This window comes from Kitasatospora sp. NBC_01560 (assembly GCF_045208415.1).
Taxonomy (GTDB): domain Bacteria; phylum Actinomycetota; class Actinomycetes; order Streptomycetales; family Streptomycetaceae; genus Kitasatospora.
This window is the reverse complement of the sequence record NZ_CP109364.1, coordinates 2,775,692-2,798,186: the sequence shown is the minus strand read 5'-3', so window position 1 is coordinate 2,798,186 and position 22,495 is coordinate 2,775,692. Positions and strand designations below refer to the sequence as shown.

The 22,495-nt window shown below is 75.0% G+C and carries 19 protein-coding genes; 9 read left to right on the top strand and 10 right to left on the bottom strand.

The window, feature by feature from the left end:
• Window positions 1–158: 158 nt before the first annotated feature.
• From OH807_RS11920 to OH807_RS11910, 3 genes are all read left to right on the top strand, one after another.
• On the top strand, window positions 159–332 hold the full coding sequence (locus OH807_RS11920; RefSeq protein WP_406197371.1) for a hypothetical protein: 174 nt from the start codon (window positions 159–161) through the stop codon (window positions 330–332).
• On the top strand, window positions 325–828 hold the full coding sequence (locus OH807_RS11915; protein ID WP_406197369.1) for a hypothetical protein: 504 nt from the start codon (window positions 325–327) through the stop codon (window positions 826–828). The genes OH807_RS11920 and OH807_RS11915 overlap by 8 nt, the downstream gene beginning before the upstream one ends.
• A 253-nt stretch (window positions 829–1,081) precedes the next feature.
• A complete protein-coding gene (locus OH807_RS11910) occupies window positions 1,082–1,204 on the top strand; it encodes a hypothetical protein (RefSeq protein WP_406197367.1) in 123 nt (40 codons plus the stop codon).
• A 248-nt stretch (window positions 1,205–1,452) separates the two neighbouring features.
• Here the strand turns inward: OH807_RS11910 and OH807_RS11905 are convergent, their stop codons facing one another.
• The 3 genes from OH807_RS11905 to OH807_RS11895 all read right to left on the bottom strand — a co-directional run bounded on the left by OH807_RS11905 (window position 1,453) and on the right by OH807_RS11895 (window position 5,081).
• Complete coding sequence (locus OH807_RS11905; RefSeq protein WP_406197365.1) at window positions 1,453–2,502, bottom strand: agmatine/peptidylarginine deiminase; 1,050 nt, start codon at window positions 2,500–2,502, stop codon at window positions 1,453–1,455.
• A 49-nt stretch (window positions 2,503–2,551) separates the two neighbouring features.
• Window positions 2,552–4,273: an urease subunit alpha gene (locus OH807_RS11900; RefSeq protein WP_406197362.1), complete on the bottom strand. Its 1,722-nt coding sequence runs from the start codon at window positions 4,271–4,273 to the stop codon at window positions 2,552–2,554.
• A 97-nt stretch (window positions 4,274–4,370) separates the two neighbouring features.
• Entirely contained in the window at window positions 4,371–5,081 is a 711-nt protein-coding gene (locus OH807_RS11895; protein WP_406197359.1) for an urease subunit gamma, read from the bottom strand.
• A gap of 518 nt (window positions 5,082–5,599) precedes the next feature.
• On the opposite strand from OH807_RS11895, the gene OH807_RS11890 reads away from it, so the two are divergent.
• Window positions 5,600–6,133, top strand: a complete 534-nt coding sequence (locus tag OH807_RS11890) for an ATP-binding protein (RefSeq protein WP_406197357.1) — start codon at window positions 5,600–5,602, stop codon at window positions 6,131–6,133.
• Between the two features lie 539 nt (window positions 6,134–6,672).
• Window positions 6,673–8,853: a SpoIIE family protein phosphatase gene (locus tag OH807_RS11885; RefSeq protein WP_406197354.1), complete on the top strand. Its 2,181-nt coding sequence runs from the start codon at window positions 6,673–6,675 to the stop codon at window positions 8,851–8,853.
• Window positions 8,854–8,923: 70 nt separating this feature from the next.
• On the opposite strand, the gene OH807_RS11880 is transcribed toward OH807_RS11885, so the two are convergent.
• From OH807_RS11880 to OH807_RS11860, 5 genes are all read right to left on the bottom strand, one after another.
• Window positions 8,924–9,958: a DUF2637 domain-containing protein gene (locus tag OH807_RS11880; protein ID WP_406197351.1), complete on the bottom strand. Its 1,035-nt coding sequence runs from the start codon at window positions 9,956–9,958 to the stop codon at window positions 8,924–8,926.
• Window positions 9,959–10,159: 201 nt separating this feature from the next.
• Window positions 10,160–11,065 (bottom strand): (2Fe-2S)-binding protein, encoded by a 906-nt coding sequence (locus OH807_RS11875; protein ID WP_406197348.1) that lies wholly within the window; start codon window positions 11,063–11,065, stop codon window positions 10,160–10,162.
• Window positions 11,066–11,243: 178 nt separating this feature from the next.
• The gene (locus tag OH807_RS11870; protein WP_406210917.1) at window positions 11,244–12,122 is read right to left on the bottom strand and encodes a hypothetical protein; all 879 of its coding nucleotides are present in this window, start codon (window positions 12,120–12,122) and stop codon (window positions 11,244–11,246) included.
• A gap of 171 nt (window positions 12,123–12,293) precedes the next feature.
• Window positions 12,294–13,163, bottom strand: coding sequence for a hypothetical protein (locus tag OH807_RS11865; RefSeq protein ID WP_406197345.1), 870 nt, complete (start codon window positions 13,161–13,163; stop codon window positions 12,294–12,296).
• 199 nt (window positions 13,164–13,362) lie between these two features.
• Window positions 13,363–13,977: an NTP transferase domain-containing protein gene (locus tag OH807_RS11860; protein ID WP_406197342.1), complete on the bottom strand. Its 615-nt coding sequence runs from the start codon at window positions 13,975–13,977 to the stop codon at window positions 13,363–13,365.
• Window positions 13,978–14,123: 146 nt separating this feature from the next.
• Here OH807_RS11860 and moaA point away from each other — a divergent pair, with 146 nt between their 5' ends.
• Complete coding sequence (gene moaA / locus OH807_RS11855; RefSeq protein ID WP_406197340.1) at window positions 14,124–15,119, top strand: GTP 3',8-cyclase MoaA; 996 nt, start codon at window positions 14,124–14,126, stop codon at window positions 15,117–15,119.
• Window positions 15,120–15,206: 87 nt separating this feature from the next.
• Here the strand turns inward: moaA and OH807_RS11850 are convergent, their stop codons facing one another.
• A complete protein-coding gene (locus OH807_RS11850) occupies window positions 15,207–16,199 on the bottom strand; it encodes a GlxA family transcriptional regulator (protein ID WP_406197338.1) in 993 nt (330 codons plus the stop codon).
• Between the two features lie 126 nt (window positions 16,200–16,325).
• Here OH807_RS11850 and OH807_RS11845 point away from each other — a divergent pair, with 126 nt between their 5' ends.
• The 3 genes from OH807_RS11845 to OH807_RS11835 all read left to right on the top strand — a co-directional run bounded on the left by OH807_RS11845 (window position 16,326) and on the right by OH807_RS11835 (window position 19,865).
• Window positions 16,326–17,246, top strand: a complete 921-nt coding sequence (locus OH807_RS11845; RefSeq protein ID WP_406197336.1) for an NAD-dependent epimerase/dehydratase family protein — start codon at window positions 16,326–16,328, stop codon at window positions 17,244–17,246.
• 141 nt (window positions 17,247–17,387) lie between these two features.
• Window positions 17,388–18,146 carry an HNH endonuclease family protein gene (locus OH807_RS11840; RefSeq protein ID WP_406197334.1) on the top strand — a complete coding sequence of 253 codons (759 nt, stop codon included), beginning with the start codon at window positions 17,388–17,390 and terminating at the stop codon, window positions 18,144–18,146.
• A 99-nt stretch (window positions 18,147–18,245) separates the two neighbouring features.
• The gene (locus OH807_RS11835) at window positions 18,246–19,865 is read left to right on the top strand and encodes an alpha/beta hydrolase (RefSeq protein ID WP_406210914.1); all 1,620 of its coding nucleotides are present in this window, start codon (window positions 18,246–18,248) and stop codon (window positions 19,863–19,865) included.
• 94 nt (window positions 19,866–19,959) lie between these two features.
• Here OH807_RS11835 and OH807_RS11830 read toward each other — a convergent pair whose 3' ends face one another.
• Window positions 19,960–22,356, bottom strand: coding sequence for an ArnT family glycosyltransferase (locus OH807_RS11830; protein ID WP_406197332.1), 2,397 nt, complete (start codon window positions 22,354–22,356; stop codon window positions 19,960–19,962).
• Between the last annotated feature and the right edge of the window lie 139 nt (window positions 22,357–22,495).

Below are 22,495 nucleotides of genomic sequence, written 5' to 3'. Positions count from 1 at the left end.
AGTCGGGCCCAGCTCCAGCGCCGGGCCTGCATCCGGTGCGGCCGCGAGGACACCGAGCTTGAGCCTGCCGGCCACTACGAGATGCCGACCGGTGAGACCACGGCCCCTCTCGGCCGGCCTGTCGTGGCCTGCGCCTGTGGCTCCCGGCAGGGGGCGTCGTGACGTGGCCGGTCCGCTGGGAGAACGAGCAGCAGCGCTACGGGCCGCTCGTCCGGTCCGAGCTGGACGACGAACCGCTACCCAAGCCGGAGCTCGGCGCGGCCTGGGCTGAACACCGAACGGCCGCGTGGCTGCGGGCGGCACTGAAAGAGGAGGAGGAGACCGTTGAGTGATCTCACGATCGAGGTGGTCGACCGGATCAACCCGGTCACGCTGGCCCAGGGCGAGGCGCTCCGCCGTCTGTGGCGGCAGGTCGTCGAGCTGGACCTGTGCTCCTCTCAGCATGAGGCGATGCGGCGGCAGCTCTGCGGGGAGACTCCCGAGGTGCTGGCCACGCTGGCCGTCGAAGGCACTGCAGGCTGGACGCTCGACCTGCGGCACGGTGTGCAGGTCGTGATGCGGTTGTCCCGGCCGGGGGCCCGCTCCGTCCAGCAGCGCGTGGGGGATCGGTACGTCCAGGTGCAGCTGCCATCGACTCGCCGGTGCCCGGGCCTGTGGGCGATTCGGGACACCGAGAGCGGCGAATTGGTCCGCCAGGAGAACGAGGCTGGAACCGAGGAGCTGCTGCGGTTCGCCGTCGAGCAGAGCGCCAGTGCCTGGGTGGCCCGGCAGATCAACCTGGCCGGCTACCGGGCGACCCGGGGCCTGACTGCTGGGGGTGCACCGTGAGCGTCGCCGGCGGGATGCCGCCACCGCCGGACCCGCCGGAGGACGGCTCCGCAGGGTACTGCCGGGCCTGCGGCGAGTACGGCTTCGGCCGGTACGACGGGATCCGAACAGCGCATACCGACTGGATCAAGGGGCACTGCAAGAAGGCTCTACCCGACCACTTGCGCGACATCCTGCCTTGGCTCCCCTGAAGGCTGCACAGGCCGCCACGATGGATGCCCCGGTCGCACGGCCTACCCAGCGAGGGATCCCGATGTCCGCAACCGTCCCGTACGACCGCCAGGGCCGCTGGCCCGGGCGCAAGCTCGGTGCCACGGCGCCGACCAAGCGTCACCCCACCTTCCCGCCGCCGTCCATTCCGCCGCCGACCGAGTAGCGGGCACGTACTCCCCGGCCGGTGCTGCTGTACCGGCGGTCGGGGCGGAGTGGAGGCCCCGCAACGCAGAAGGCCGGAGTCGAGCTGTGGCCGGGCACTCCCAAGAAGTGCACGGTCACAGCTCGACTTCGGCTCCTGTCAGGATCAAGTGGGAGAGGAATGGGAGACGATCTTCGTAAGCGACTGCCGGGTCCTGGCAGATCACGAGAACGTCAATTCCCAGGCCGGCGCCCTGACCTGCTGACTCGTCAGGCCTTCGGCTGCTGCTGGGTGATGCAGTGGATGCCGCCGCCGTTGGCGAAGATCTCGGTGGCGTCGACCAGTTCGACGGTGCGGCCCGGGTAGGCGCGCTCCAGGACGGCCTTGGCCTCGGCGTCGCGCGGGTCGTTGAAGGCGCACAGGATCACGGCGCCGTTGGCCACGTAGTGGTTGATGTACGAGTAGTCGACCGGCTCGCCGTCCTCGTCCAGCAGGACGGTGGGGGCGGGCAGTTCGATGACCTCCAGGGTCCGCCCCTGGGCGTCGGTGGAGGCGCGCAGGACGGCCACCAGCTCCTGGCAGACCTCGTGGTCCGGGTGGGCCGGGTCCGGCTGGACGTGGGCGACGACGACGCCGGGGCGGACGAAGGAGGCGACGATGTCGATGTGGCCGCGGGTGCCGAACTCGTCGTAGTCGCGGGTGAGTCCGCGCGGCAGCCAGACGGCCTTGGTGGTGCCGAGGAAGGCGTGCAGCTCGGCCTCGACCTTCTCCTTGGTCCAGTCGGAGTTGCGGCCCTCGCCGAGCTGGACGGTCTCGGTGACGAGGACGGTGCCCTCGCCGTCGACGTGGATGCCGCCGCCCTCGTTGATCAGGCGCGAGGCGAAGCGCTGGACGCCCGTCAGCTCGCCGATGTGCTCGGCGATGTGCTGGTCGTTGTCCCAGCGGGCCCAGGACTGCGCGCCCCAGCCGTTGAAGATCCAGTCGGCGGCGGCGAGCGAGCCCTTGCCGTCGATCAGGAAGGACGGGCCGATGTCGCGCATCCAGGCGTCGTCCAGCGGGCGCTCGACGATCTCGACCTGCTCGGCGACGTACTTGCGCGCCTCCGCGGTCTCGCCGGTGTTGACCACCAGGGTGACCGGCTCGTACCGGACGATCGTGTTGGCCACCGCGGCCCACGCCTCGCGGCCGGCGTGCAGGCTCTCCGGGCTGTCGAAGGTCGGGTTGGTGGTGGGGAAGGCCATCCAGGTGCGGTCGTGCGGGTGCCACTCGGCGGGCATCCGGTAGCCGAGCGAGGCGGGGGTGGCGGCGGGGGTGGTCATCGTGGAGTCCTAGCGGAGGGTGGTGGGGGAGCGGGGGCAGGAGCGGGGGTCAGAGGAAGTAGAGGCGGCTCAGCGAGACGCTGTCGGCCGGCTCGGAGCGCAGCGGGTCGCCGTCCAGCGAGACCAGGCCGGTCTCGGTGACCTGGACGTTGCCGATCCGGGCGTTGCGCACCATGTCGCGCGGGCCGATGCCGCGGGTGTTGCGGACGCCGACCCGTCGGCGGCGGGTCGGCATGCCGTCGGCGGCGCGGTCCAGGTAGGCGCCGTCGGCCGCGGCCTGGGCGACGAAGGCGACGGAGATGTCGGCGGCGGTGGCGCCGTGGGCGCCGAACTGGGGGCCGAGGACGAGGGGTTCGCAGCGGTCGGTGGAGGCGTTGGGGTCGCCGACGACGCCGTAGGCGGGGAAGCCCGCCTTGAGGACGAGCTGCGGCTTGGCGCCGAAGTGGTCCGGGCGCCAGAGGACGATGTCGGCGAGTTTGCCGATCTCGATGGAGCCGACCTCGTGGGCCAGGCCGTGGGCGACGGCGGGGTTGATGGTGAGCTTGGCGATGTAGCGCAGGACGCGCTCGTTGTCGTCGCCGCTCTCGGTCGTCCCGTAGGAGCCGGTGCCGTCGAGGGGGCCGAGTTCGGCCTTCATCTTGCCGGCCATGGCGAAGGTGCGGCGGACGGTCTCGCCGGCGCGGCCCATGCCCTGGGCGTCGGAGGAGGTGATACCGATGACGCCGAGGTCGTGCAGGACGTCCTCGGCGCCCATGGTGCCGGCGCGGATGCGGTCACGGGCCATGGCGGCGTCGCCGGGCAGGTCGACCTTGAGGTCGTGCGCGGAGACGATCATGCCGAAGTGCTCGCCGAGGGCGTCGCGGCCGAAGGGCAGGGTGGGGTTGGTGGAGGAGCCGATGACGTTGGGGACGCCGGCCATCTTCAGCACGTTGGGGACGTGCCCGCCGCCGCAGCCCTCGATGTGGAAGGCGTGGATGGTGCGGCCGTCGAGGACCTTGAGGGTGTCCTCGACGGAGAGGCACTCGTTGAGGCCGTCGGTGTGCAGGGCGACCTGCACGTCGTACTCCTCGGCGACGCGCAGCGCGGTGTCCAGGGCGCGGGTGTGGGCGCCCATGTCCTCGTGGACCTTGAAGCCGGAGGCGCCGCCCTCGGCGAGCGCCTCGATCAGCGGGGCCGGGTCGGAGGAGGAGCCCCGGCCGAGGAAGCCGATGTTGACGGGCCAGGCGTCGAAGGCGTTGAACGCGTGCCGCAGCGCCCAGGGCGAGTTGACGCCCACGCCCCAGACCGGGCCGAACTCCTGGCCGATGATGGTGGTGACGCCGGAGGCGAGCGAGGCCTCCATGATCCGCGGCGAGAGCAGGTGGACGTGGGTGTCGATGGCGCCGGCGGTGGCGATCATGCCCTCGCCGGAGACGATCGTCGTGCCGGTGCCGACCACCACGTCCACGCCGTCGAGGGTGTCCGGGTTCCCGGCCCGCCCGATCGAGGCGATCCGGCCGTCGATCAGGCCGATCGAGGTCTTCCGGATGCCCTGGACGGCGTCGATCACCAGCACGTTGCTGATCACCACGTCGCAGGTGTCGCGGACGGCCGCGGGCTTGAGGTGCAGGCCGTCGCGGGCGGTCTTGCCGAAGCCGGCCAGGAATTCGTCGCCCGGTGCCTGGGAGTCGGACTCGACGCGGACGATCAGGCCGGAGTCCCCGAGCCGGATCCGGTCGCCGGCCCGCGGGCCGTGCACGGAGATGTAGTCGTGGGGGGTGATGGCGGTCATGCTCCGGCCTCGCTTCGCTCGTCCGCCCACGCCCGGGTGGCGGCTCCGTTCGCTTGCTGCTGCCCGGCCGGCGGCCGGGGGTGCGTCGGCCGGCCGCTCACGACTCCACCTCGGCGTCGTCGAAGCGGGTGAGGTAGCCGGTCGCGCGGGCCTTGGCCAGCGCGGCCTCCTTGGCGCCGGGCGCGTCCAGCGGGCCGTCGACCAGCCCGGCGAAGCCGATCGCGACCCGCCCGCCGCCGATCGGGACGAGGCCCACCTCGACGGTGGCCCCCGGATCGAAGCGCACCGAGGAGCCGGCCGGCACTGCCAGGTGGGTGCCGTAGGCGGCGGCCCGGTCGAAGGCGAGGCGCGGGTTCGACTCGAAGAAGTGGAAGTGCGAGGTGACCGAGATCGGCACGTCGGAGGTGTTGTGGACGGGCAGGACGACCGTCTCCTCCACCGGGTCGTAGCCGGCACCGGCGCCGATCAGCGCGCCGCCGGGGGCCTCGTCGCCGAGCGAGCCGGCGCCCTTGAACGGGTCGTTCACCACGGCGAGGCGGGTGCCGTCGTCGAACACCGCCTCGACCTGGACCACGGTGACCACGTCGGGGACGCCGGGCAGCACGTCCTCGGCGGTGAGGACGGAGCGGCCGGCCTCGATCGCCTCGGCGAGGCGCCGGCCGTCGCGGGCGGCCTCGCAGACGGTGTCCGCGATCAGGGCGTGCGCCTCGGGGATGTTCAGTCGCACGCCGCGGGCCCGGCGGGCGCGGGCCAGCTCGGCGGCTGTGAAGATCAGCAGCCGGTCCCGTTCGGTGGGGGTCAGTCGCACGGTTCCTCGCTCGCGGTCGCCGGGGAGGGTGGGAGGGTGATGAAGTTAGAACGGCGTTCAAACATCTCGGGCCATTGAACCCGGACCCGGCCGCCCTGTCCAGCGTTGCCCGTCCCCGGGTGTTCGGCTCGCCGGGAGCCGCCATCGGGTCCCCGGGCGCGCCGGGGACCGGGGGAGGTCACCGGGTGCCGGGCGGGCGCGGGCGGCGGTGCGGGCGGCGGTGCGGGCCGGGGCGCGCCCGGGCGTGCGCGGCGGCGACCGGGGCGGGTGGAGTGACCGGGCCGCCGGGCTGCCCGCCGGTGGAGTTCGAAAACTGCGCCTGTGCATCGCAAACCTGTCCGGCGCGGGCAGTTGGATCACGTGAACCGCCCCGTGCCCCTTTCACCCCGGGTGATCGCACGCACACTGTTGCAAATGCCGAAAGCTGGGCATGAGGATGGTGGTCAGAACGAAGGGGCCACCCGGCCGGCGGGGGATCCGGCACCGGGTGCCCGGACAGAGGGCGGGGGCATGTGTTGATGGACGGTCAGTCGCGATTCCCGCGGCAGCGGACGAGTTCGGGGGACGCCTTCCGGTCCAGGGCCCAGGGGGCTGCACCGGGCGCGTCCGGTGTCGCCGGGGCGGCGGAGCCGGTCCTGCCCGGCACCCCGGCGCCCGGCTGCGCGCTGCACCGGCGGCTCCACCTGGCTGTCGAGGCGGCCGACCTGGTCGCGGTCGGCGCCGTCCGCCGCCGGCTGCGCTCCGCGCTCAGCCACTGGGGGGTGCCCGAGCTGGCCGACACGGCCGAGCTGCTCTCCTCCGAGCTGGTCACCAACGCGCTGCTGCACACCGGCCAGGGTGCGGTCTTCGACGCGGCGCTCACCGCGGACCTCCGGCTGCGGATCGAGGTCCAGGACGGCGCCGCTCGGCTGCCGGGCCGCCGCCGCGACCCGGAGGCCGAGTACGCCACCTCGGGCCGCGGGCTGGTACTGGTCGAGGCGCTGGCGGACTCCTGGGGAGTGCAGCTGCGCGGGGACGGCAAGGTCACCTGGTTCGAGCTGGCCTCGACCTGACGCCGGCCGCCCGGCCGCGCCCGTAACGTGCGGGGTCGCCCGGGCGCGGGCCGGCGCTCGGAGAAGCCCCGGCCCGCCCCGGCCCGCCCCCGAACGGCCGGTGGGCGCTCCGGTTCTCCCCGGCGGGAGATCCACTTCTTGGAAGACTCCGTGGAAGAACTGTGATCGCCCCGGGAAATCATGTCGTTCGCCATCGAACGGAACGCCGGGGCGAAGGCCGGAGCGAAGACCGGAACGTGAACCGGCCGGAAGATTTCCGGCCCGTTGCCATTGCCGCTCGGCCGAACATTGGCCAGGATGGTGGGAATGTGTGTCCACGTGCGGGAAGCAGCGGGGAGACCTCACCTCGACCGACCACCGCCCGTCGCACGGACCGATCCAGCACGACTCCATCCAGCACCACCCATCACACCGCCACGCGGCCCGGCCGAACGGTCGGCGCGGTCCGCCACGGCAGCGGCAGGAGCAGCATGCCCACTGAGCCCGAGTCCCCGGGGCCGGCGCTTCCTCCCGGTCAGTCCACGGCCGGGACGGGGCGGGTGAGACCACCCGCGCAGGCGGTGCGCCGCCATGCGCTGCGGACAGCACCGGGGCTGGCGGCCGGGCGGCTGGCGCCGATGCTCTCCGGCGGCCTGCCGGTCGTCCCGGGCGACTCCACGCCGGACTGGCTGGAGCCGGCGATGGCCGCCAACGGCATCGGCTCCTTCGACTGGGACATCCGCCGCGACGTCCTGGAGGGCGACCAGCGGGCCTGCGCCATCATGGGCCTGGACGGCGCCGACCGGGGCCGTTTCGACCGCACCTCCGCCTCCTTCCTGGCCCTGCTGCACCCCGAGGACGCGCCGGTGGTCCGCCGCCGGGTCGAGCGCGCGGTGACCGAGCTGGGCCAGTGCGGCGCCTACTACCGCACGGTCGGGCCGAACGGCGCGATGCGGGCCGTCCGGTTCCGCGGCAGGGTCCTCGCGGACGCCTTCGGCCGCGCCTCCCGGATGGTCGGCTTCGTCTGGGACGCCACCGTCGAGCTGCACAAGCGCGACCGCGCCGACCGGATGGCCCTGCTCCGCGAGGAGCGCTCGCGGTTCATCAAGGAGGCCGCCCGCGCGCTCTCCGAGGCCGTCACCGTCCGGGACGTCGCCCGGGTCTTCACCGAGCTGCCGCTGCCCGGCCTGCCGCCGGACGGCCTGGTGCTGGCCTCCTTCGAGGCCGGCCGGGTGCAGATCCTCGGCGCCTCCGGCTACCGGCCCGACGAGCTCGCCGTCTGGGACCGCTCGGTCCTGCCGGCCGCCCACCCGGCCGCCGAGGCGCTGCGCAACCGCGCCCCCGTCTTCGTCGCCAGCCGTGAGGAGTACCGCGAGCGCTACGCGGAGGTCTGGGAGCCGACCAGCCGGACCGGCCGCAGCTCCTGGGCGTTCCTGCCGCTGGTGGCCAGCGGCCGGGCGATCGGCGTCTGCGTGGTCAGCTTCGACGACGACCGCCAGCTGGACGCCGACGAGCGCACCCTGCTGTCCACCCTGGGCGGGCTGGTCGCGCAGTCACTGGCACGGGCCCGGCTGCACGACGCCGAGCACGAGCTGGCGGCCGGCCTGCAGCGGGTGATGCTGCCGCGCACCGTCCCCTCCGTCCCCGGCGTCACCACCGCCGTCCGCTACCTTGCGGCCGGCTCCGGCCTGCAGATCGGCGGCGACTGGTACGACGTCGTCCCGCTGCCCGGCGGGCACGTCGGCCTGGTGATCGGTGACGTCCAGGGCCACGACGTGCACGCCGCCGGGATCATGGGCCAGCTGCGGATCGCGCTGCGCGCGTACGCGGCCGAGGGCCACCCGCCGGCCGCCGTGATGGCCCGCGCCTCCCGGTTCCTCGCCGACCTGGACACCGACCACTTCGCCACCTGCACCTACGCCGAGGTGAACGTCGACTACGGCGTCGTGTACGCCGTCCGGGCGGGCCACCTCGACCCGTTGGTCCGCCGCGCGGACGGCACCGCCGCCGTCGTCCCGGTCACGGGCGGGCTGCCGCTGGGCATCGCCCCCGACGAGGAGTACCGGGTCACCCGGTTCAGCCTGGACCCGGGCGAGACGGTGGTGCTCTGCACCGACGGGCTGGTCGAGGCGCGCGGCACGGACCTCGACGAGGGCATCGCCCGGCTCACCGCGGTGCTCGCCGGCCCGCCGGCCGGCGGGACCGGCCACGGCCGGGACCCGCTGGAGGAGCTCGCCGACCGGATCGCCTCGCAGGCCGCCGACGACAGCGAGCGCGAGGACGACATAGCGTTGCTGCTGCTGCGCTGGGACGGACCGGAGGGCGGTCTGGCCGCCCAGCAGCTGCGCCGCCGGATCGGGCAGGCCGACCTGGCCCGGATCTCCGAGGTCCGCGCCGAGCTGCGGGACGCGCTGCGCCGCTGGGGCGTCGCCGAGCTGGTGGACACGGCCGAGCTGCTCGCCTCCGAGCTGGTCACCAACGCCATCCGGCACACCGACCGGGACGCCATGTTCACCGCCCGGCTCTACCGGGAGGCGGTGGCCGACGGCGGGCGGGCCCGGCTCCGGGTCGAGGTGGAGGACGAGTCCGACCTCTGGCCGACCCGCCGGACGCCGGGGGAGCAGGCCTCCTCCGGGCGCGGGCTGATGCTGGTCGAGGCGCTGGCCGACGGCTGGGGCGTGGAACCGCGCGGCTCGGGCAAGCGGATGTGGTTCGAGCTGACCGCCACGCCGGCGGCCTGACCGCGGGGGCCCGCGTCGTCGTCGGCACCCCCGGCCGGAAGGCTCCGGCCGGGGGCACCGCCGACCCGGCTCAGCCGAACTGCTGCTCCAGGTCCTTCAGCTTGCGCTCCAGCGAGTCCAGCCGGGGGAGTGCGACGGTGTCGTCCTCCAGCGTGAGGTCGATGGTGCGCCGTTCCGGCCGGGCCGGCAGGCCGGGCTGCGCCACCGGGCCCTCGGCGGGGGCGGGCGGTTCGACGGCGGGCCGGTCCGCCGCGGGCCCGCCGGCTATGGCGGACTCCTGGCCGGACTCCAGCTGCCGGGCGGTGCCGCGCTGGCGCCAGACGCTGTTGGTGCGGTTGATGGCCCGGATCTCGGCCCGCTCGCGGCGCCCGGCCAGTTTGCGGCGTTCCTTCTCCGCGACCTTCTCCCGCTTGTCCTCGCGCACCTCGTCGACCGCCTCGTCGAGGCTGCGGACACCCTCCAGCAGCATCAGCGACCAGGCCGCGTAGGTCTCGCGCGGGGCGCGCATCCAGCGGACGATCCGGATCTGCGGCAGCGGACGGGGCACCAGCCCCTGCTCGCGCAGCGCGGCCCGGCGGGTCTGCTTGAGCGCCCGGTCGAACAGCACGGCGGCCGAGAGGGACATCCCCGCGAAGAACTGCGGCGCGCCGGCGTGGCCGAAGCCGCGCGGGGCGTGCACCCAGTTGAACCAGGCCGAGGCGCCGGCGAACAGCCAGACCAGCAGGCGTGAGCCGAGGGCGGCGTCGCCGTGGCTGGCCTCGCGGACGGCGAGGACGGAGCAGAACATCGCCGCGCCGTCCAGGCCGAACGGCACCAGGTACTCCCAGCCCCCCGAGAGGTTGAGGTTCTGCACGCCGAATCCGACCAGGCCGTGGAAGGAGAGCGCGGCCGCGACGGCGGCGCAGCAGAACAGCAGCGTGTAGGAGGCCCCTCCGTACAGGGACTCCTTGCGGCGGCGGCGTTCCTCGGAACGCTCCCAGGAATCCGCGCCGCCCGATCCGGTGGCGGATCCCCGCGTCCGGGCCAGGGCCACCAGCAGGGCGGTGACCAGCAGCACCGCAACGCCGGTGACGGCCCAACCGAGCGGTATGTCGGACAGTTTCATCGCCTGGACCAGCCTCGCTTTCCTGCGTCGTGATGGCGGGGACCATCATGGCGGATACGCGGGCCCGGAATGGCTGATTCTCCGTCAATGCGCTGAGGAGAGGGATTTCTGACGTGGGAGAAGTCGCATTGTCGGATTAATTAAGGGTGGATATTTCCCGGAATTCCAAGGGCGGTGCGAGCCCGTCCGGGGGGAATCCGGTCAACCGCGCATGACGCGGGGACAGCCGCCGCACATGGCCTCGGCCTGCACGGTGTACACGAGGCAGCAGCTCGCCCGGGTGCGGTCGGTGGTCGGCGTGTCCGGTGCGCCGGGGGCGCAGGACAGGCCCGGGCGCGCGGTCGCGAAGCCGGCGCCCGGCGTGAACGAGGAGACGTCCGCGCCCGGCGCGCACCCCGGCGGCACCGGCGCGAGCAGGGCGGTCAGCTCGGTGCGGGCCCGGTCAGCCTCGCCCAGCAGTCCGCCGACGTGCCAGAGCCCCTCCACCACCGCGTCCGTCGCCATCGCCCAGAGCGTGCGCGGACCGCGCCGCACCTCCGGGCGGAAGGCCCCGAGCACCGGCGTCAGGAACCTCGCCAGCGCCGAGCGCAGCTCGGCGGCCAGCTCCGGCTCGCCGGCCACCGGCCGGGCCCCGGGCAGGCCGGTCGCCGGGTCGTCGGGCAGGCAGACGAAGGCGCCGGTGCGGGCGGTCAGCTCGCCGGTGCGGCGGCGGACCGAGACGTCCGCCGGGGCGAGCAGCGGCACCCGGCGCTCCAGGAACCAGGGCAGCGTGAACAGCAGCGCTGCCGGCCAGGTGAAGCGGTGCAGGCCGAAGCCGGCCGCGACGTCGGGGCGCAGCGGCCGCCCGTACCGGGCCAGGCCCTCCCCGGCGTCGTGGGCGATCAGCTCGCGCAGCGCCTCCGGGCGGGCGATCAGGTCGGCGCCGGCGATCCAGCCGTCGCCGCTTCTGGGCGGGCCGCCGTGCACCCGGAGGGCCGGGAACAGTTCGCCGATCCGGCGGTGGCTCGCCGCGCAGGGCTGCGGGCGGCCGGGGCCCGCGGGAGCACCGGAAGGGCCCGGGGCGTCCGGAACGGTGGTGGTGCAGTGGGCGGTGCTGCTCGCGGTCATGGTGCGGCCCCATCGGGTCGACCGGAGCCCGTGCCGGACCGCCCGGCCCGTCCCGGCGGGGGTGGCGCTGGTGGGCGCGCCGGGAGCCGGGCCCGGCCGGCCGGGGCCTGGCGGGGCCCGGGAACGGCAAGGCGAACCCGGCCGGGGCACTGCTCGCCCCGGCCAGGTTAGGCTCACCTTAGCTGATGCTCCCCCGAGGTTCCCGCCCGATGCGTCCGTCCGGCGGAGTACCCGGCGTGCGCGCCGCGCCCAGCTGGCGCGCGAGCCAGACCGGTACGCCCCCGAGCGCCTGGACCAGCCGGGTCGCCTCGGCCCGGAGCCGGGCCGCCTCGCCCGGCTCGGAGACCTCGGCCAGCGCCGCCAGTGCGGGCGCCACGCCGACCGTGAAGCCGAGCTGCTCCCGCAGGCGCAGCGAGGCGTCGAACCCCTCCCGGGCCCGCTCGTGGTCCCCGGCGGCCTGGGCCAGCGCGGCCAGGTGCCGCCAGGTGTAGGAGCGCAGCAGTTCGTCACCGCGCTCGCCCGCGCCGTCGTGCGCCCGGCGGTAGGCGATCCAGGCCGCCGTCCGGTCGCGCAGCAGGTTCTCCGCGACCAGGCCGCGGCGGAAGTCCAGCAGCGGGCGCCCGGGAGCGTCCGGCGGCAGCAGCGCCGAGGTGCGGCCGAGCGCGGCCTGTGCCTCGTCGAGCCGGTCGTGCGCACCGAGCACACTGGCGACGTACGCCAGGAAGCCGCGGGCGCAGGCGGCGGCCGCGCGCTGCTCGGTACTGGTGGCGACGGCCTCGGCCAGACGCAGCGCCTGTTCGGCCTGGGTCCAGTGCGCGGCCGTGAACAGGCACTGCTCGATGAGGAGTTCGGCCCGCCCGAGGGCCACCGCCGGATCGCCCTCGGCGGTCGGGCGCAACAGTTCCGCGGCCTCCTGCCAGCACGCCCGGGACCGTAACCGCCATACGGTGTCCCCCGGCTCCGGGGGCCCCGCCCGCCCGAGCCCCTCCCGCCCGTCCCGGTCGCCCGGGCCCCATCCGTGCTCCGACAACGCCACCTCCTTGTGTGCGCCATCCAGCAGGACGCGGGCCGTCCCCCAGGCCCGCGTTGTGGCGGCAATTCAACACGTGGGTGAGCTTGTGCACCAGATCACGAGCGCAGGTTGTTGCGTTCGGCGGCGGAATGATCTAGAGAGGCCCCGCCGGTCGGCCCCGGCCGGGCGGGCGGGAGCGGGGCCGGCCGGAGCGGGTCAGGACGTCCAGCCGGTCTCCATCAGGGCCTCGGCGGCGCCGTTGGCGGGCTGCGGCACGCCGGCCAGATCCAGGCTGAACAGGGCGACCAGCAACTGCTCGCCGCGGACGGTGGCCTGGTGGGAGTAGCCGGCCAGGGTGAACATCGCGGCGGCCATCTCCTCGGCGTGCAGGGTCTGCAGCCAGAGGCACTCCACCGACTTCACGTCGGCCGGCTCCGTCCAGGTGTCCACCTGGGCGACCATCCGGCTGCCCAGCAGGGTGACCCCGTCGCGCTCCTGGGCCTCCGTCAGCTCCAAGTCCTCGAAGCCCAGCCACTCCAGGTAGCGGGCGGCGGTGAACACCGCGTCCTGCGAGGTGCGGACGGGGTGCGGGCGGAACGGCGCCCGGCGCCGCCAGGGCGTGGCCGACGTGCCGGAGCCGCCCGGCGGCGCGGGGACCGGCGCACCCTGCGGGTGGGCCGGGGAGGGGCGGGTGGACGGCGCTCCGGCCGGGCCGAGCTGCCCGGCGCCGGGCCGGCCCGCGGTGGCGCTGCCGCCGAGGCGGGTGGTGCGGTCCACCGGGAGCCGTACGGTGGCGCCGCAGTTGCAGGTGAACTCGGGCTGCGGCCACTGGTCGGAACGGCCGCAGTGCGGGCAGCGCATGTTCAGCCAGGAGTCCTCCCAGGACCGGAACCGCACCTGCACCGGCACGCCGCCGCGCAGCAGCGGGACCTTCAGCGAGGCGCCGCAGGGGCAGGGCAGCGACGGCGGCTCGTACAGGTGCTCGCGCCGGCAGGCGGGGCAGCGGATCGCCCGGGCGCCACCACCCGCCCCCGGCCCGTGGTGGGCAGGCTCGCGTCCGGTGAAGTCGTCGGGCAGTCCGGACATCGCGGGCACCGTCCGTTCGAATCGGGGTGGAAGGACGTGTCCCATGCTCCCCGAAACACGGGGGCCTTGGCGCGGAATGCGGCAATCCTCAGGGACAGATCAGGGGTATGCGGTCGATCGGTCGCCGCGGAGGAGGAGGGCGGCCGGTCCCACGGGGGGAGTGCGCCCCGGGAGCCCGGCCGCCCCGGCCGCGCCCCGGTCAGCCGGCGGACCAGCGGGCGAGGTCGGCCGGGGTGTCCAGGTCGTCGGGGACGGCCACGTCGGCGCACTCCACCAGCGCGATCTCCGCCGCGTGGGCCGCCAGCAGGGCCCGCGCGCCGGAGTCCCCGGTCGCGCCCGCCGCCGCCTCGGCGAAGTGCCGCGCCCCGATCAGCACCGGGTGCCCGCGCCGCCCCGTGTACGCCGCGGCGGCCAGGTCGGCGCCCGCCCGGTGGGCGGCCAGCAGCCGGGCCACCGCCGCCGGGGTGACGCCGGGGGTGTCCACCAGCATCACCAGCACCGCCGACACCCCCGGCGCCAGCGCGGCCAGCCCGGCCCGCAGCGAGGAGCCCATGCCGCCCGCCCAGTCCGGGTTGGCCACCAGCCGGCAGCCCGGCAGGTGGGCGGTGGCCCGGACCCGCTCGCGGTCCGCGCCCAGCACCACCGTCACGTCCGGGCAGCCGCCCGAGCGGACGGTGGTCACCGCGTGCTCCACCAACGGCCGCCCCCGGTACGGGATCAGGGCCTTCGGGCGGCCGCCCAGCCGCCGCCCGCCGCCGGCGGCCAGGACGAGCGCGGCCACCGGTGCGGGCGGGCGCCGATCACTGCTCTGCATGGGCCAAGCCTGCCTTCTCCGGGCCGCCCCGCGCAGCCGTACGAAGGCACAGTTGGACGAATGCACAAGGGAAACCCGCAGGTGGCGGCAGTTCCCCGGCAGTTCGGCGGCTGGATCTCCCGGCCGCCAGCCCCTGTACTGAGTCGATGAACACCGCACCGCGCCCGCTGCTGGACCGCTTCGGCAGGGTCCACACCGACCTGCGGGTCTCGCTCACCGACCGCTGCAACCTGCGCTGCACCTACTGCATGCCGGCCGAGGGCCTCGCCTGGCTCCCGAAGGCCGAGGTGCTGAGCGACGACGAGGTGGTCCGGCTGGTCCGGATCGCCGTCGGGCGGCTGGGCATCACCTCGGTGCGGCTCACCGGCGGCGAACCGCTGCTGCGGCGCGGACTCCCGGCGCTGATCGGCCGGATCACCGCACTCGGGCCCGAGGTCTCGCTCACCACCAACGGCATCGGGCTGGCCCGCACCGCCACGGCGCTCCACGAGGCCGGGCTGCACCGGGTCAACGTCAGCCTGGACACCCTGCGCCCCGAGCGGTACGCCGAGATCACCCGCCGGGACCGGATCGCCGACGTCCTCGCCGGCCTGGCCGCCGCGCAGGCCGCCGGACTGGCGCCGGTGAAGGTCAACGCGGTGCCGGTGCGCGGCGTCAACGACGACGAGATCCTCGACCTCGTCGAGTTCGCCGCCGGGCACGGCTACCGGATGCGGTTCATCGAGTCCATGCCGCTGGACGCGCAGGGCGCCTGGGACCGGAACGCGATGGTCACCGCCGACGAGATCCTGGCGGTGCTCGCCACCCGCTGGGAGCTCGTCCCGGTCGGCCGGCACGGGAACGCCCCCGCCGAGGAGTGGCGGATCGCCGGCACCGACACCGTGATCGGCGTGATCGCCTCCGTGACCCGCCCGTTCTGCGGCGGCTGCGACCGCGTCCGGCTCACCGCCGACGGGCAGCTGCGCAACTGCCTCTTCGCGACCGAGGAGTCGGACCTGCGCGCGCTGCTGCGCGGCGGGGCCGACGACGAGCGGATCGAGGAGGCCTGGCGCAGCACCATCGCCCGCAAGGGCCCCGGGCACAGCATCGACTCGGCCGACTTCGTCCGCCCGGACCGGCCGATGTCGGCGATCGGCGGCTGACCGGCGGCTGGTCGGGGGAGTGACCGGCGGCTGACCGGGGGGCTGACCGGTGGCGGACCGGCCGGTCCGGGCGGCGGGGCCCGGCGGTCACGGCGTCCTCCCGGCGGGCCGGCGCCCCACCCGGGCCGACAGGGCGAAGCGCGCGCGGTAGGCGCGCGGGGTCATGCCGACCCGCTGGAGCAGGTGGCGGCGCAGCGAGTCGGCGGTGCCGAACCCGGCCCGGTCGGCGACCAGATCGACCGGCTGGTCCGTGGTCTCCAGCAACTCGCGGGCCCACTCGACCCTTTGGGACAGCAGCCATTGAAGCGGCGTGGTGCCGGCCTCGGCCAGGAACCGGCGGTTGAGGGTGCGGACGCTCACCCCCGCGTGCGCGGCCAGCGCGGCCAGGGTGAGCGGCTCGTGCAGCCGCTGCTGCGCCCAGGCCCGGGTGGCGGCCAGCGAGGTGCCGTCCGCCGCCGACACCGGCGCCGGGAGGTACGGGGCCTGCCCGCCGTCCCGGGCCGCCGAGATCACCGCCAGCCGGGCCACCGCGTTGGCCACCGCCGCGCCGTGGTCGGAGCGGACCATGTGGAGGCAGAGGTCGATCCCCGCGGTCAGTCCCGCCGAGGTCAGCACCGGGCCGTCCTCCACGAACAGCGCCCGCTCCACCCGGACGGCCGGGAAGCGGTGGCCGAGTGCCCCGGCCTGCACCCAGTAGGTGGTGGCGCTGCGGCCGTCCAGCAGCCCGGCCTGGGCCAGGACGAAGGCGCCGGTGCACAGCGAGGCGACCCGCGCACCCCGGTCGGCCGCCGCCCGCAGCGCGGCCAGCACCCGGGAGTCCGCCTCGGCCCGCGCGCCCGAGCCCGTCACGATCACGGTGTCGGCCCGCGCCAGGACGTCCAGCCCGTGCGGGACGACGACCTGGAGGCTGCCGGTCGCCGCCACGGGGCCGGGCTCCGTCGTGCAGACCGTCACCTCGTACGCCGGCTTTCCGGCCGACTCGGCGGAGCCGAAGACGATGTCGGGGATGGACAGGTCGAAAGTGGTCACCGGCGGGACGGCGAGCACCGCGATCCGGTGCGTCAGCGCGGGCGAGGGCATGGCCAGAACCTCCGGAAGCTTGGCAGCCGGCGCGCTGTTCCGTGACGGCGCCCGGCCGGAGAGTGGAGCACGGCGGCGCCGGGCCGGCGCCGCCGCATCCACCCCCTGTCAACCCGGAGCAGCGCCATGTCCTTCCACGTCGTCACCGGTGCCGGATCCATCGGCACCGCCACCGCACTCCGGCTCGCCGCGTCCGGCCAGCGAGTCCGCCTGATCACCCGGCGCGGCGCCGGGCCCGAGCACCCCGGCATCGAGCGGATCGCCGCCGACGCGACCGACGCCGACCGGCTCACCGCCCTCACCGAGGGCGCGGCAGCCCTGATCAACTGCGCCGCACCGCCGTACCACCGCTGGCCGCAGGAGTTCCCGGCCCTGGCCGCCGCCCTGCTGGTCACCGCCGAGCGGACCGGAGCCGGCTACGTGATGCTCGGCAACCTCTACGGCTACGGGCCGGTGGACGGCCGGTACCACGAGGGGCTGCCGCTCGCGCCGACCAGCCGCAAGGGCGCGCTGCGGGCGGGCCTGTGGCAGGACGCGCTGGCCGCCCACCGGGCCGGCCGGGTGCGTGTCACCGAGGTGCGGGCCAGCGACTTCCTCGGGCCGGGGGCCGTCTCGCTGTTCCAGCTGACGGTCGCCCCGGCCGCGACGGCCGGCGAGCCCGTCTCCTACCCGGCCGACCTGGACGTGCCGCACAGCTGGTCGTACACCGGCGACGTGGCCGACACCCTGATCGCGGCCGCCCGCTCCGAGGCGGCCTGGGGGCGGGCCTGGCACGTGCCCAGCACCAGCGAGGCATCGGCCCGGACGCTCGCCTCGGGGCTGGCCGAGGCGGCGGGCGCACCCGCGCCGAAGCTGACCGCGATCTCGCCGGAGGAGCTGGCGGAGCTGGGCGAGGAGGACGAGATCCTCGCCGAGGTGGTGGAGATGGGCTACCTCTACTACCGCCCGCAGCTGCTCGACTCCGCCGCCGCCCGGCGCGAGTTGGGGGTCGTGGCGACGCCGCCGGACGCCGTCCTCGCCGAGATCGCGCGGTCGGCCGGGGCCTGAGGAGTCCCGGCGGTGCACCGGCGGGCGCCGGGGTGTGAGCTTCGACATGCTCGAACGCCCCGTGTTGCGCCGCCTTGACGGGGTGTGGGGCGGCTGGTCTGCTGGGGCGCCGTCAGTCGCCCCCCACCTCGGGAGTTCTCCGTGCCCGCCCGCCGCTCCGCCGTGCCCGCCGCCGTCCTCTTCCTGATACCCACCCTGGCGCTGGCCGGCTGCACCGGCGCCGGGAAGCCCTCGTCCGACGCCGCCGGGGCGCCCGCCGGCGGTGGTACGGCCACCAGCCCGCTGCAGAACCCGGACGGCACCAAGCCCGGTCTGGCGCCGCTGACTTCGGCCGAGGACCGGAAGGCCGGCCGGGATCTCATCGCCAGGGTCGCCACCGCGGCCGCCGGGCCGAAGGACGGCTACGACCGCAACGAGTTCGGCCCGGCCTGGACCGACAACGTGGACGGCGTCCCCGGCGGCCACAACAGCTGCGACACCCGCAACGACCTGCTGGCCCGCGACGGCCGGGCGGTGGAGCACAAGGACGGCTCCGCCTGCACCGTCACCGCGATGACCATCGACGACCCGTACACCGGCAAGACCGTCCGGTGGACGAAGCAGCAGGCCTCGAAGATCCAGATCGACCACGTGATGCCGCTCTCGTACGACTGGCAGATGGGCGCCGCCAAGTGGGACAAGGCCAAGCGCGTGCAGATCGCCAACGACCCGCTCAACCTCGTCCCGGCCGACGGCTCGCAGAACGCCTCCAAGGGCGACTCCGGCCCGGCCGCCTGGCTGCCCGCCAATCCGGCCGTCCGCTGCTCCTACGCGGTGCGGTTCGCTCAGGTGTCGCTGAAGTACCAACTGCCGGTCACCGAGGCCGACAAGAAGGCGATGCTGCAGCAGTGCGACGGGTGAGGAAACGTTTCACCACCCTTTGTCCGCATTGCCCGTCCGGTCCGCGGTAATGAGGTGGCCGATGTGATGACCGGGTGATATTCGTGTGCGGTGCATTCAATGATCACCCGGTTATCACGAGGCGTCCTGCCCGCCGCCGTCGCCGCCGCCCTGCTGGCCGGCTGCACCGGCTCCGGCGGGTCCACCGACGCGGCCTCCGGCACGCCGTCGCCCGCCGCCACCCCGGCCACGCCCAGCGCGTCGCCGACCGCTCTGACCACTCCGCCCACCCCGACGCCGAAGCCCACCGGCGCGGCCGACCCGGCGCTCCAGCCGTTCTACGGCCAGCAGATCGCCTGGGCGGCCTGCGCCGACGACCCGGCCACCACGAAGACCGACGAGTCCGCCGTCCAGTGCGCCACCCTCAAGGTCCCGCTGGACTACGCGAACCCGGGCGGGGACACCCTGGACGTGGCGCTCTCGCGGATCCCCGCCGCCAAGCCGGACGGCCGGATCGGCTCCCTGCTGGTCAACCCCGGCGGGCCCGGCGGATCCGGCGTCGGCATGGTCCAGCGCGGCCAGAAGGACTACGACGGCCCGCTGCACGACCGCTTCGACATCGTCGGCTTCGACCCGCGCGGCGTCCGCGGCACCAGCCCGCTGAACTGCCTGGACGACAAGGCCCGCGACGGCTGGGTCACCACCGACGAGCCGGGCGCCGAGCACGGCAGGCTGCTGGCCGACGGCTGCCAGGCCAAGTACGCCAAGGTGCTGCCCTTCGTCAGCACCCGGAACACCGCCCGCGACATGGACGTCCTGCGCGGCGCCCTCGGCGACCCGAAGCTCAACTACCTCGGCCTCTCCTACGGCACCTACCTCGGCAGCCTCTACACCGAGGAGTTCCCGGACCGGGTGGGCCGGCTCGTCCTGGACGGCGCCACCGACCCGTCCACCTCGCTCGTCCAGCACAACATCGAGCAGCAGGCCGGATTCGAGCGGGCGTTCAAGGCGTTCGCCGCGGACTGCGTCGGCAAGGACCCGTGCCCGCTCGGCAAGGACCGGGACAAGGCCGCGCAGAAGCTCGCCGACTTCCTCGACGGCCTCAAGGAGAAGCCGCTCACCACGGCCAAGGGCCGCACCGTCACCGCCAACGCGGCCTGGACGGGCGTGCTCAGCAACCTCTACGGCGGCGAGAAGTCCTGGACCAACCTGCGCAACGTCCTCGCCTGGGCCATGCAGCGGGGCAAGGGCGACTACCTGCTCGACCTCGCCGACGGCTACAACGGCCGCGACGACGAAGGCCACTACGGCACCTCCGCCGACGCCTACGTCGCCATCCACTGCGCCGACGGCGCCACCGGTGCACCCACCGGCGACCAGCTGCAGGCCGCCCTCGGCGAGCTCGCCGCGAACGCCCCGCTGGTCAGCAAGCACGAACCCACGATGGCCCTGTTCGACCCGGACTGCCGGATCTGGCCGTTCCGCTCCGCCGAGCAGCCGCACCCGGTCAAGTCCGCCGCCGCGGCCCCGATCGTCGTCGTCGGCAGCACCGGCGACCCGGCGACGCCCTACGCCTGGGCCGAGAAGCTCACCGCCCAGCTCGGCAACGCCGTCCTGCTCACCCGCGAGGGCGAGGGCCACACCGCGTACGGCAAGAGCGCGTGCATCCGGACGGCCGTCCACGCGTTCCTGACCGACGGGACGGTGCCGGCCGCCGGGACGCGCTGCCCGACGGACTGACCCGGCCCGGTTCACCGGCCCGGGCCGACGGAGGGACAGGGACCGCCGGAGGGGCGCAGCGCGGACGGACCGCGGTGCGCCCCTCCGGCGTTCCTCAGGAACCGGGCGTCTGCGTCAGGTCGTAGAACGTCGCCGTGCCCACCGTCCTGGCCGTGTAGCGGCTCTTCACCCACTCCTCGATCTGGGCGGTCAGCGACTCCTGGGCCCCGCCGCCGGCCCCGGGCCCGCCCGCCGTGCGGGACTCGCCGCCGACGAACCAGTGGATCCGGCCCTCCTGCACGTACTGCTGGAAGCCGGCCAGGGTGAGCGACGGGTCCGTTCCGTTGAACCCGCCGAGGGCCATCACCGGTACGCCGGAGGCGAGTTGGTAGCTCGCGGCGTTCTGCGAGCCGCTGGTCGCGGCGGCCCAGGTGTAGCGGTCGGCGTCCTGCTTCAGGGCGGCGGCGGCTTCGTCGCCCACCCGGGCGCCGTTCAGCAGACCGCCCATGCCGCCGGGGGCGCCACCGCCCGCCGCGCCGCCGAACCCGCCGCGGCCGCCGCGGCCGTCCGTTCCGGTGCCGCCGGTGCCGTTGCCCGGCATCCCACCGTTGGCATTGCCGTTCGTGCCGCCGCCCGGAACGCCGCCGGTGCCACCGCCCGGAACGCCGCCGGTGCCGCCGCCCGGCATCCCGCCCGGAGCGCCGCCCTGGCCGGGCGTGACCTGCTGCCCGTTGATGAAGAACCTGCCGTCGCCACCGGGCGGCATCCCGCGCATCCCGCCCGGGCCCATGCCGCGGCCGCCCTCGACGGCGGGGCCGGCCGTGACGATCGAGCCGGTGTGCGGCGTGTTCACGGTGTCCACCGCGTACGCCGCCGGGCCGCCGAGCGCCGCCGCCAGGCCCACCGCGCCCGCCACGGTGGCGAGCCGGCCGGTGACCCGGCCGGAGACGTTCCGCGCGAACCGTGCGGCCAGCGGCACGGCCGCCAGTGCCACCGCGGCCAGCAGCCCGCCGACGAGCACCGTCCCGCGCAGCCACGGCACGAAGCCCGTGCTCCGCCCGAGCAGGACGTACGCCCAGCCGGCCGTCACGGCCAGGGTGGCGGCCAGCACCGCCGCGTACGGCAGCCGGTGCCGGGCCCGCCAGAGCCCGTCCACGCCCATGCCGACCAGCGCCGCGACGGCCGGGGCCAGCGCCACCGTGTAGTACTGGTGGAAGATGCCGGACATGAAGCTGAAGGTCAGCGCCGTGGAGAGGAGCCAGCCGCCCCAGACCAGGAACGCCGCACGCGCGGTGTCCGTCCGGGGGTGGCGGCGGGTCGCCCAGAGGCCGGTCAGCAGCAGGATCAGTGCGGCCGGCAGCAGCCAGGCGATCTGACCGCCGATGTCCCCGTCGAACATCCGGGTGATGCCGGTGTCGCCCCAGCCGCCCATCGCCCGGCCGCCGCCGGGCGCGCCCTCCATCCCGGCGGGGAGCCTGCCACCACCGCCCACGCTGCCGGTCTCGTTGCCGTTGAGCCGGCCGAAGCCGTTGTAGCCGAAGGTGAGCGAGAGGAAGCTGTTGTCCTGCGAGCCGCCGATGTAGGGCCGGGCCGAGGCGGGCACCAGCTCGACGATCGCGACCCACCAGCCGCCCGCGACCACCATGGCCAGCCCCGCGGCCAGCAGCTGCCGCACCCGCCGCCAGAGGCCGGTGGGCGCGGCGACCAGGTAGACCAGCGCGAAGGCGGGCAGCACGAGGAAGGCCTGGAGGGTCTTGGTGAGGAAGGCCAGCCCGAGCATCACGCCGGTGAACACCAGCCACCGGGTGCCGGCCGCCTCGATCGCCCGCACCAGCCCGTAGGCGGCCAGCGTCAGCAGCAGCACCAGCAGGGCGTCCGGGTTGTTGAAGCGGAACATCAGCACCGCCACCGGGGTCAGCGCCAGTGCGGCGCCCGCCAGCAGGCCGGCGAGCGGCGAGAAGCGGCGGCGCACCGTCGCGTACAGGGTGGCGACGGTGGCGACCGCCATCAGCGCCTGCGGGGCCAGCACCGACCAGGAGGAGAGGCCGAAGACCCGGGCGGCCAGTGCCATCGGCCAGAGCGACAGCGGGGGCTTGTCGACGGTGATGAAGTTCCCGGCGTCGGAGGAGCCGTAGAAGAAGGCCTTCCAGCTCTGGCTGCCGGCCTGCACGGCCGCCGAGTAGAAGGAGTTGGCCCAGCCGGAGGCGCTCAGACCCCAGAGGTAGAGCAGGGCGGTCGCGGCCAGCAGTGCCAGCAGGGCGGGCCGCACCCAGCGCGGGTCGTCGGCGCGGCCGCGCAGCGTGCGGGCCGGCAGCGTGCGCAGCCGCCCGGCCCAGGACGCCGGGCCCTTGGGGCCGGTGGGCGGCAGCGCGAACTCCGGGAAGAGCGCTCCGGCCGGCGGGGTCGCGTCCGAGGGTGCGTCAGGGGCCGGCTGCGGCACCTCCGGCGGCGGGTAGTGCGCGGCCTCGGGCCACGGCTCGCCGGCCGCTGGGGGGAAGCTGGTCGTGGTCATGGACCATACGCTCGGCGGTGCGGCTGAGAGGAGCGTGAGACCCGGCTGTGAGGGGTCTGTGATCTGCTGCGGACGGTGCCGGGGAGCCCTGCCGGGGGCGCCCCCGGCAGGGCTCCCCGGGTGGGAGCCGGGCCGCCCG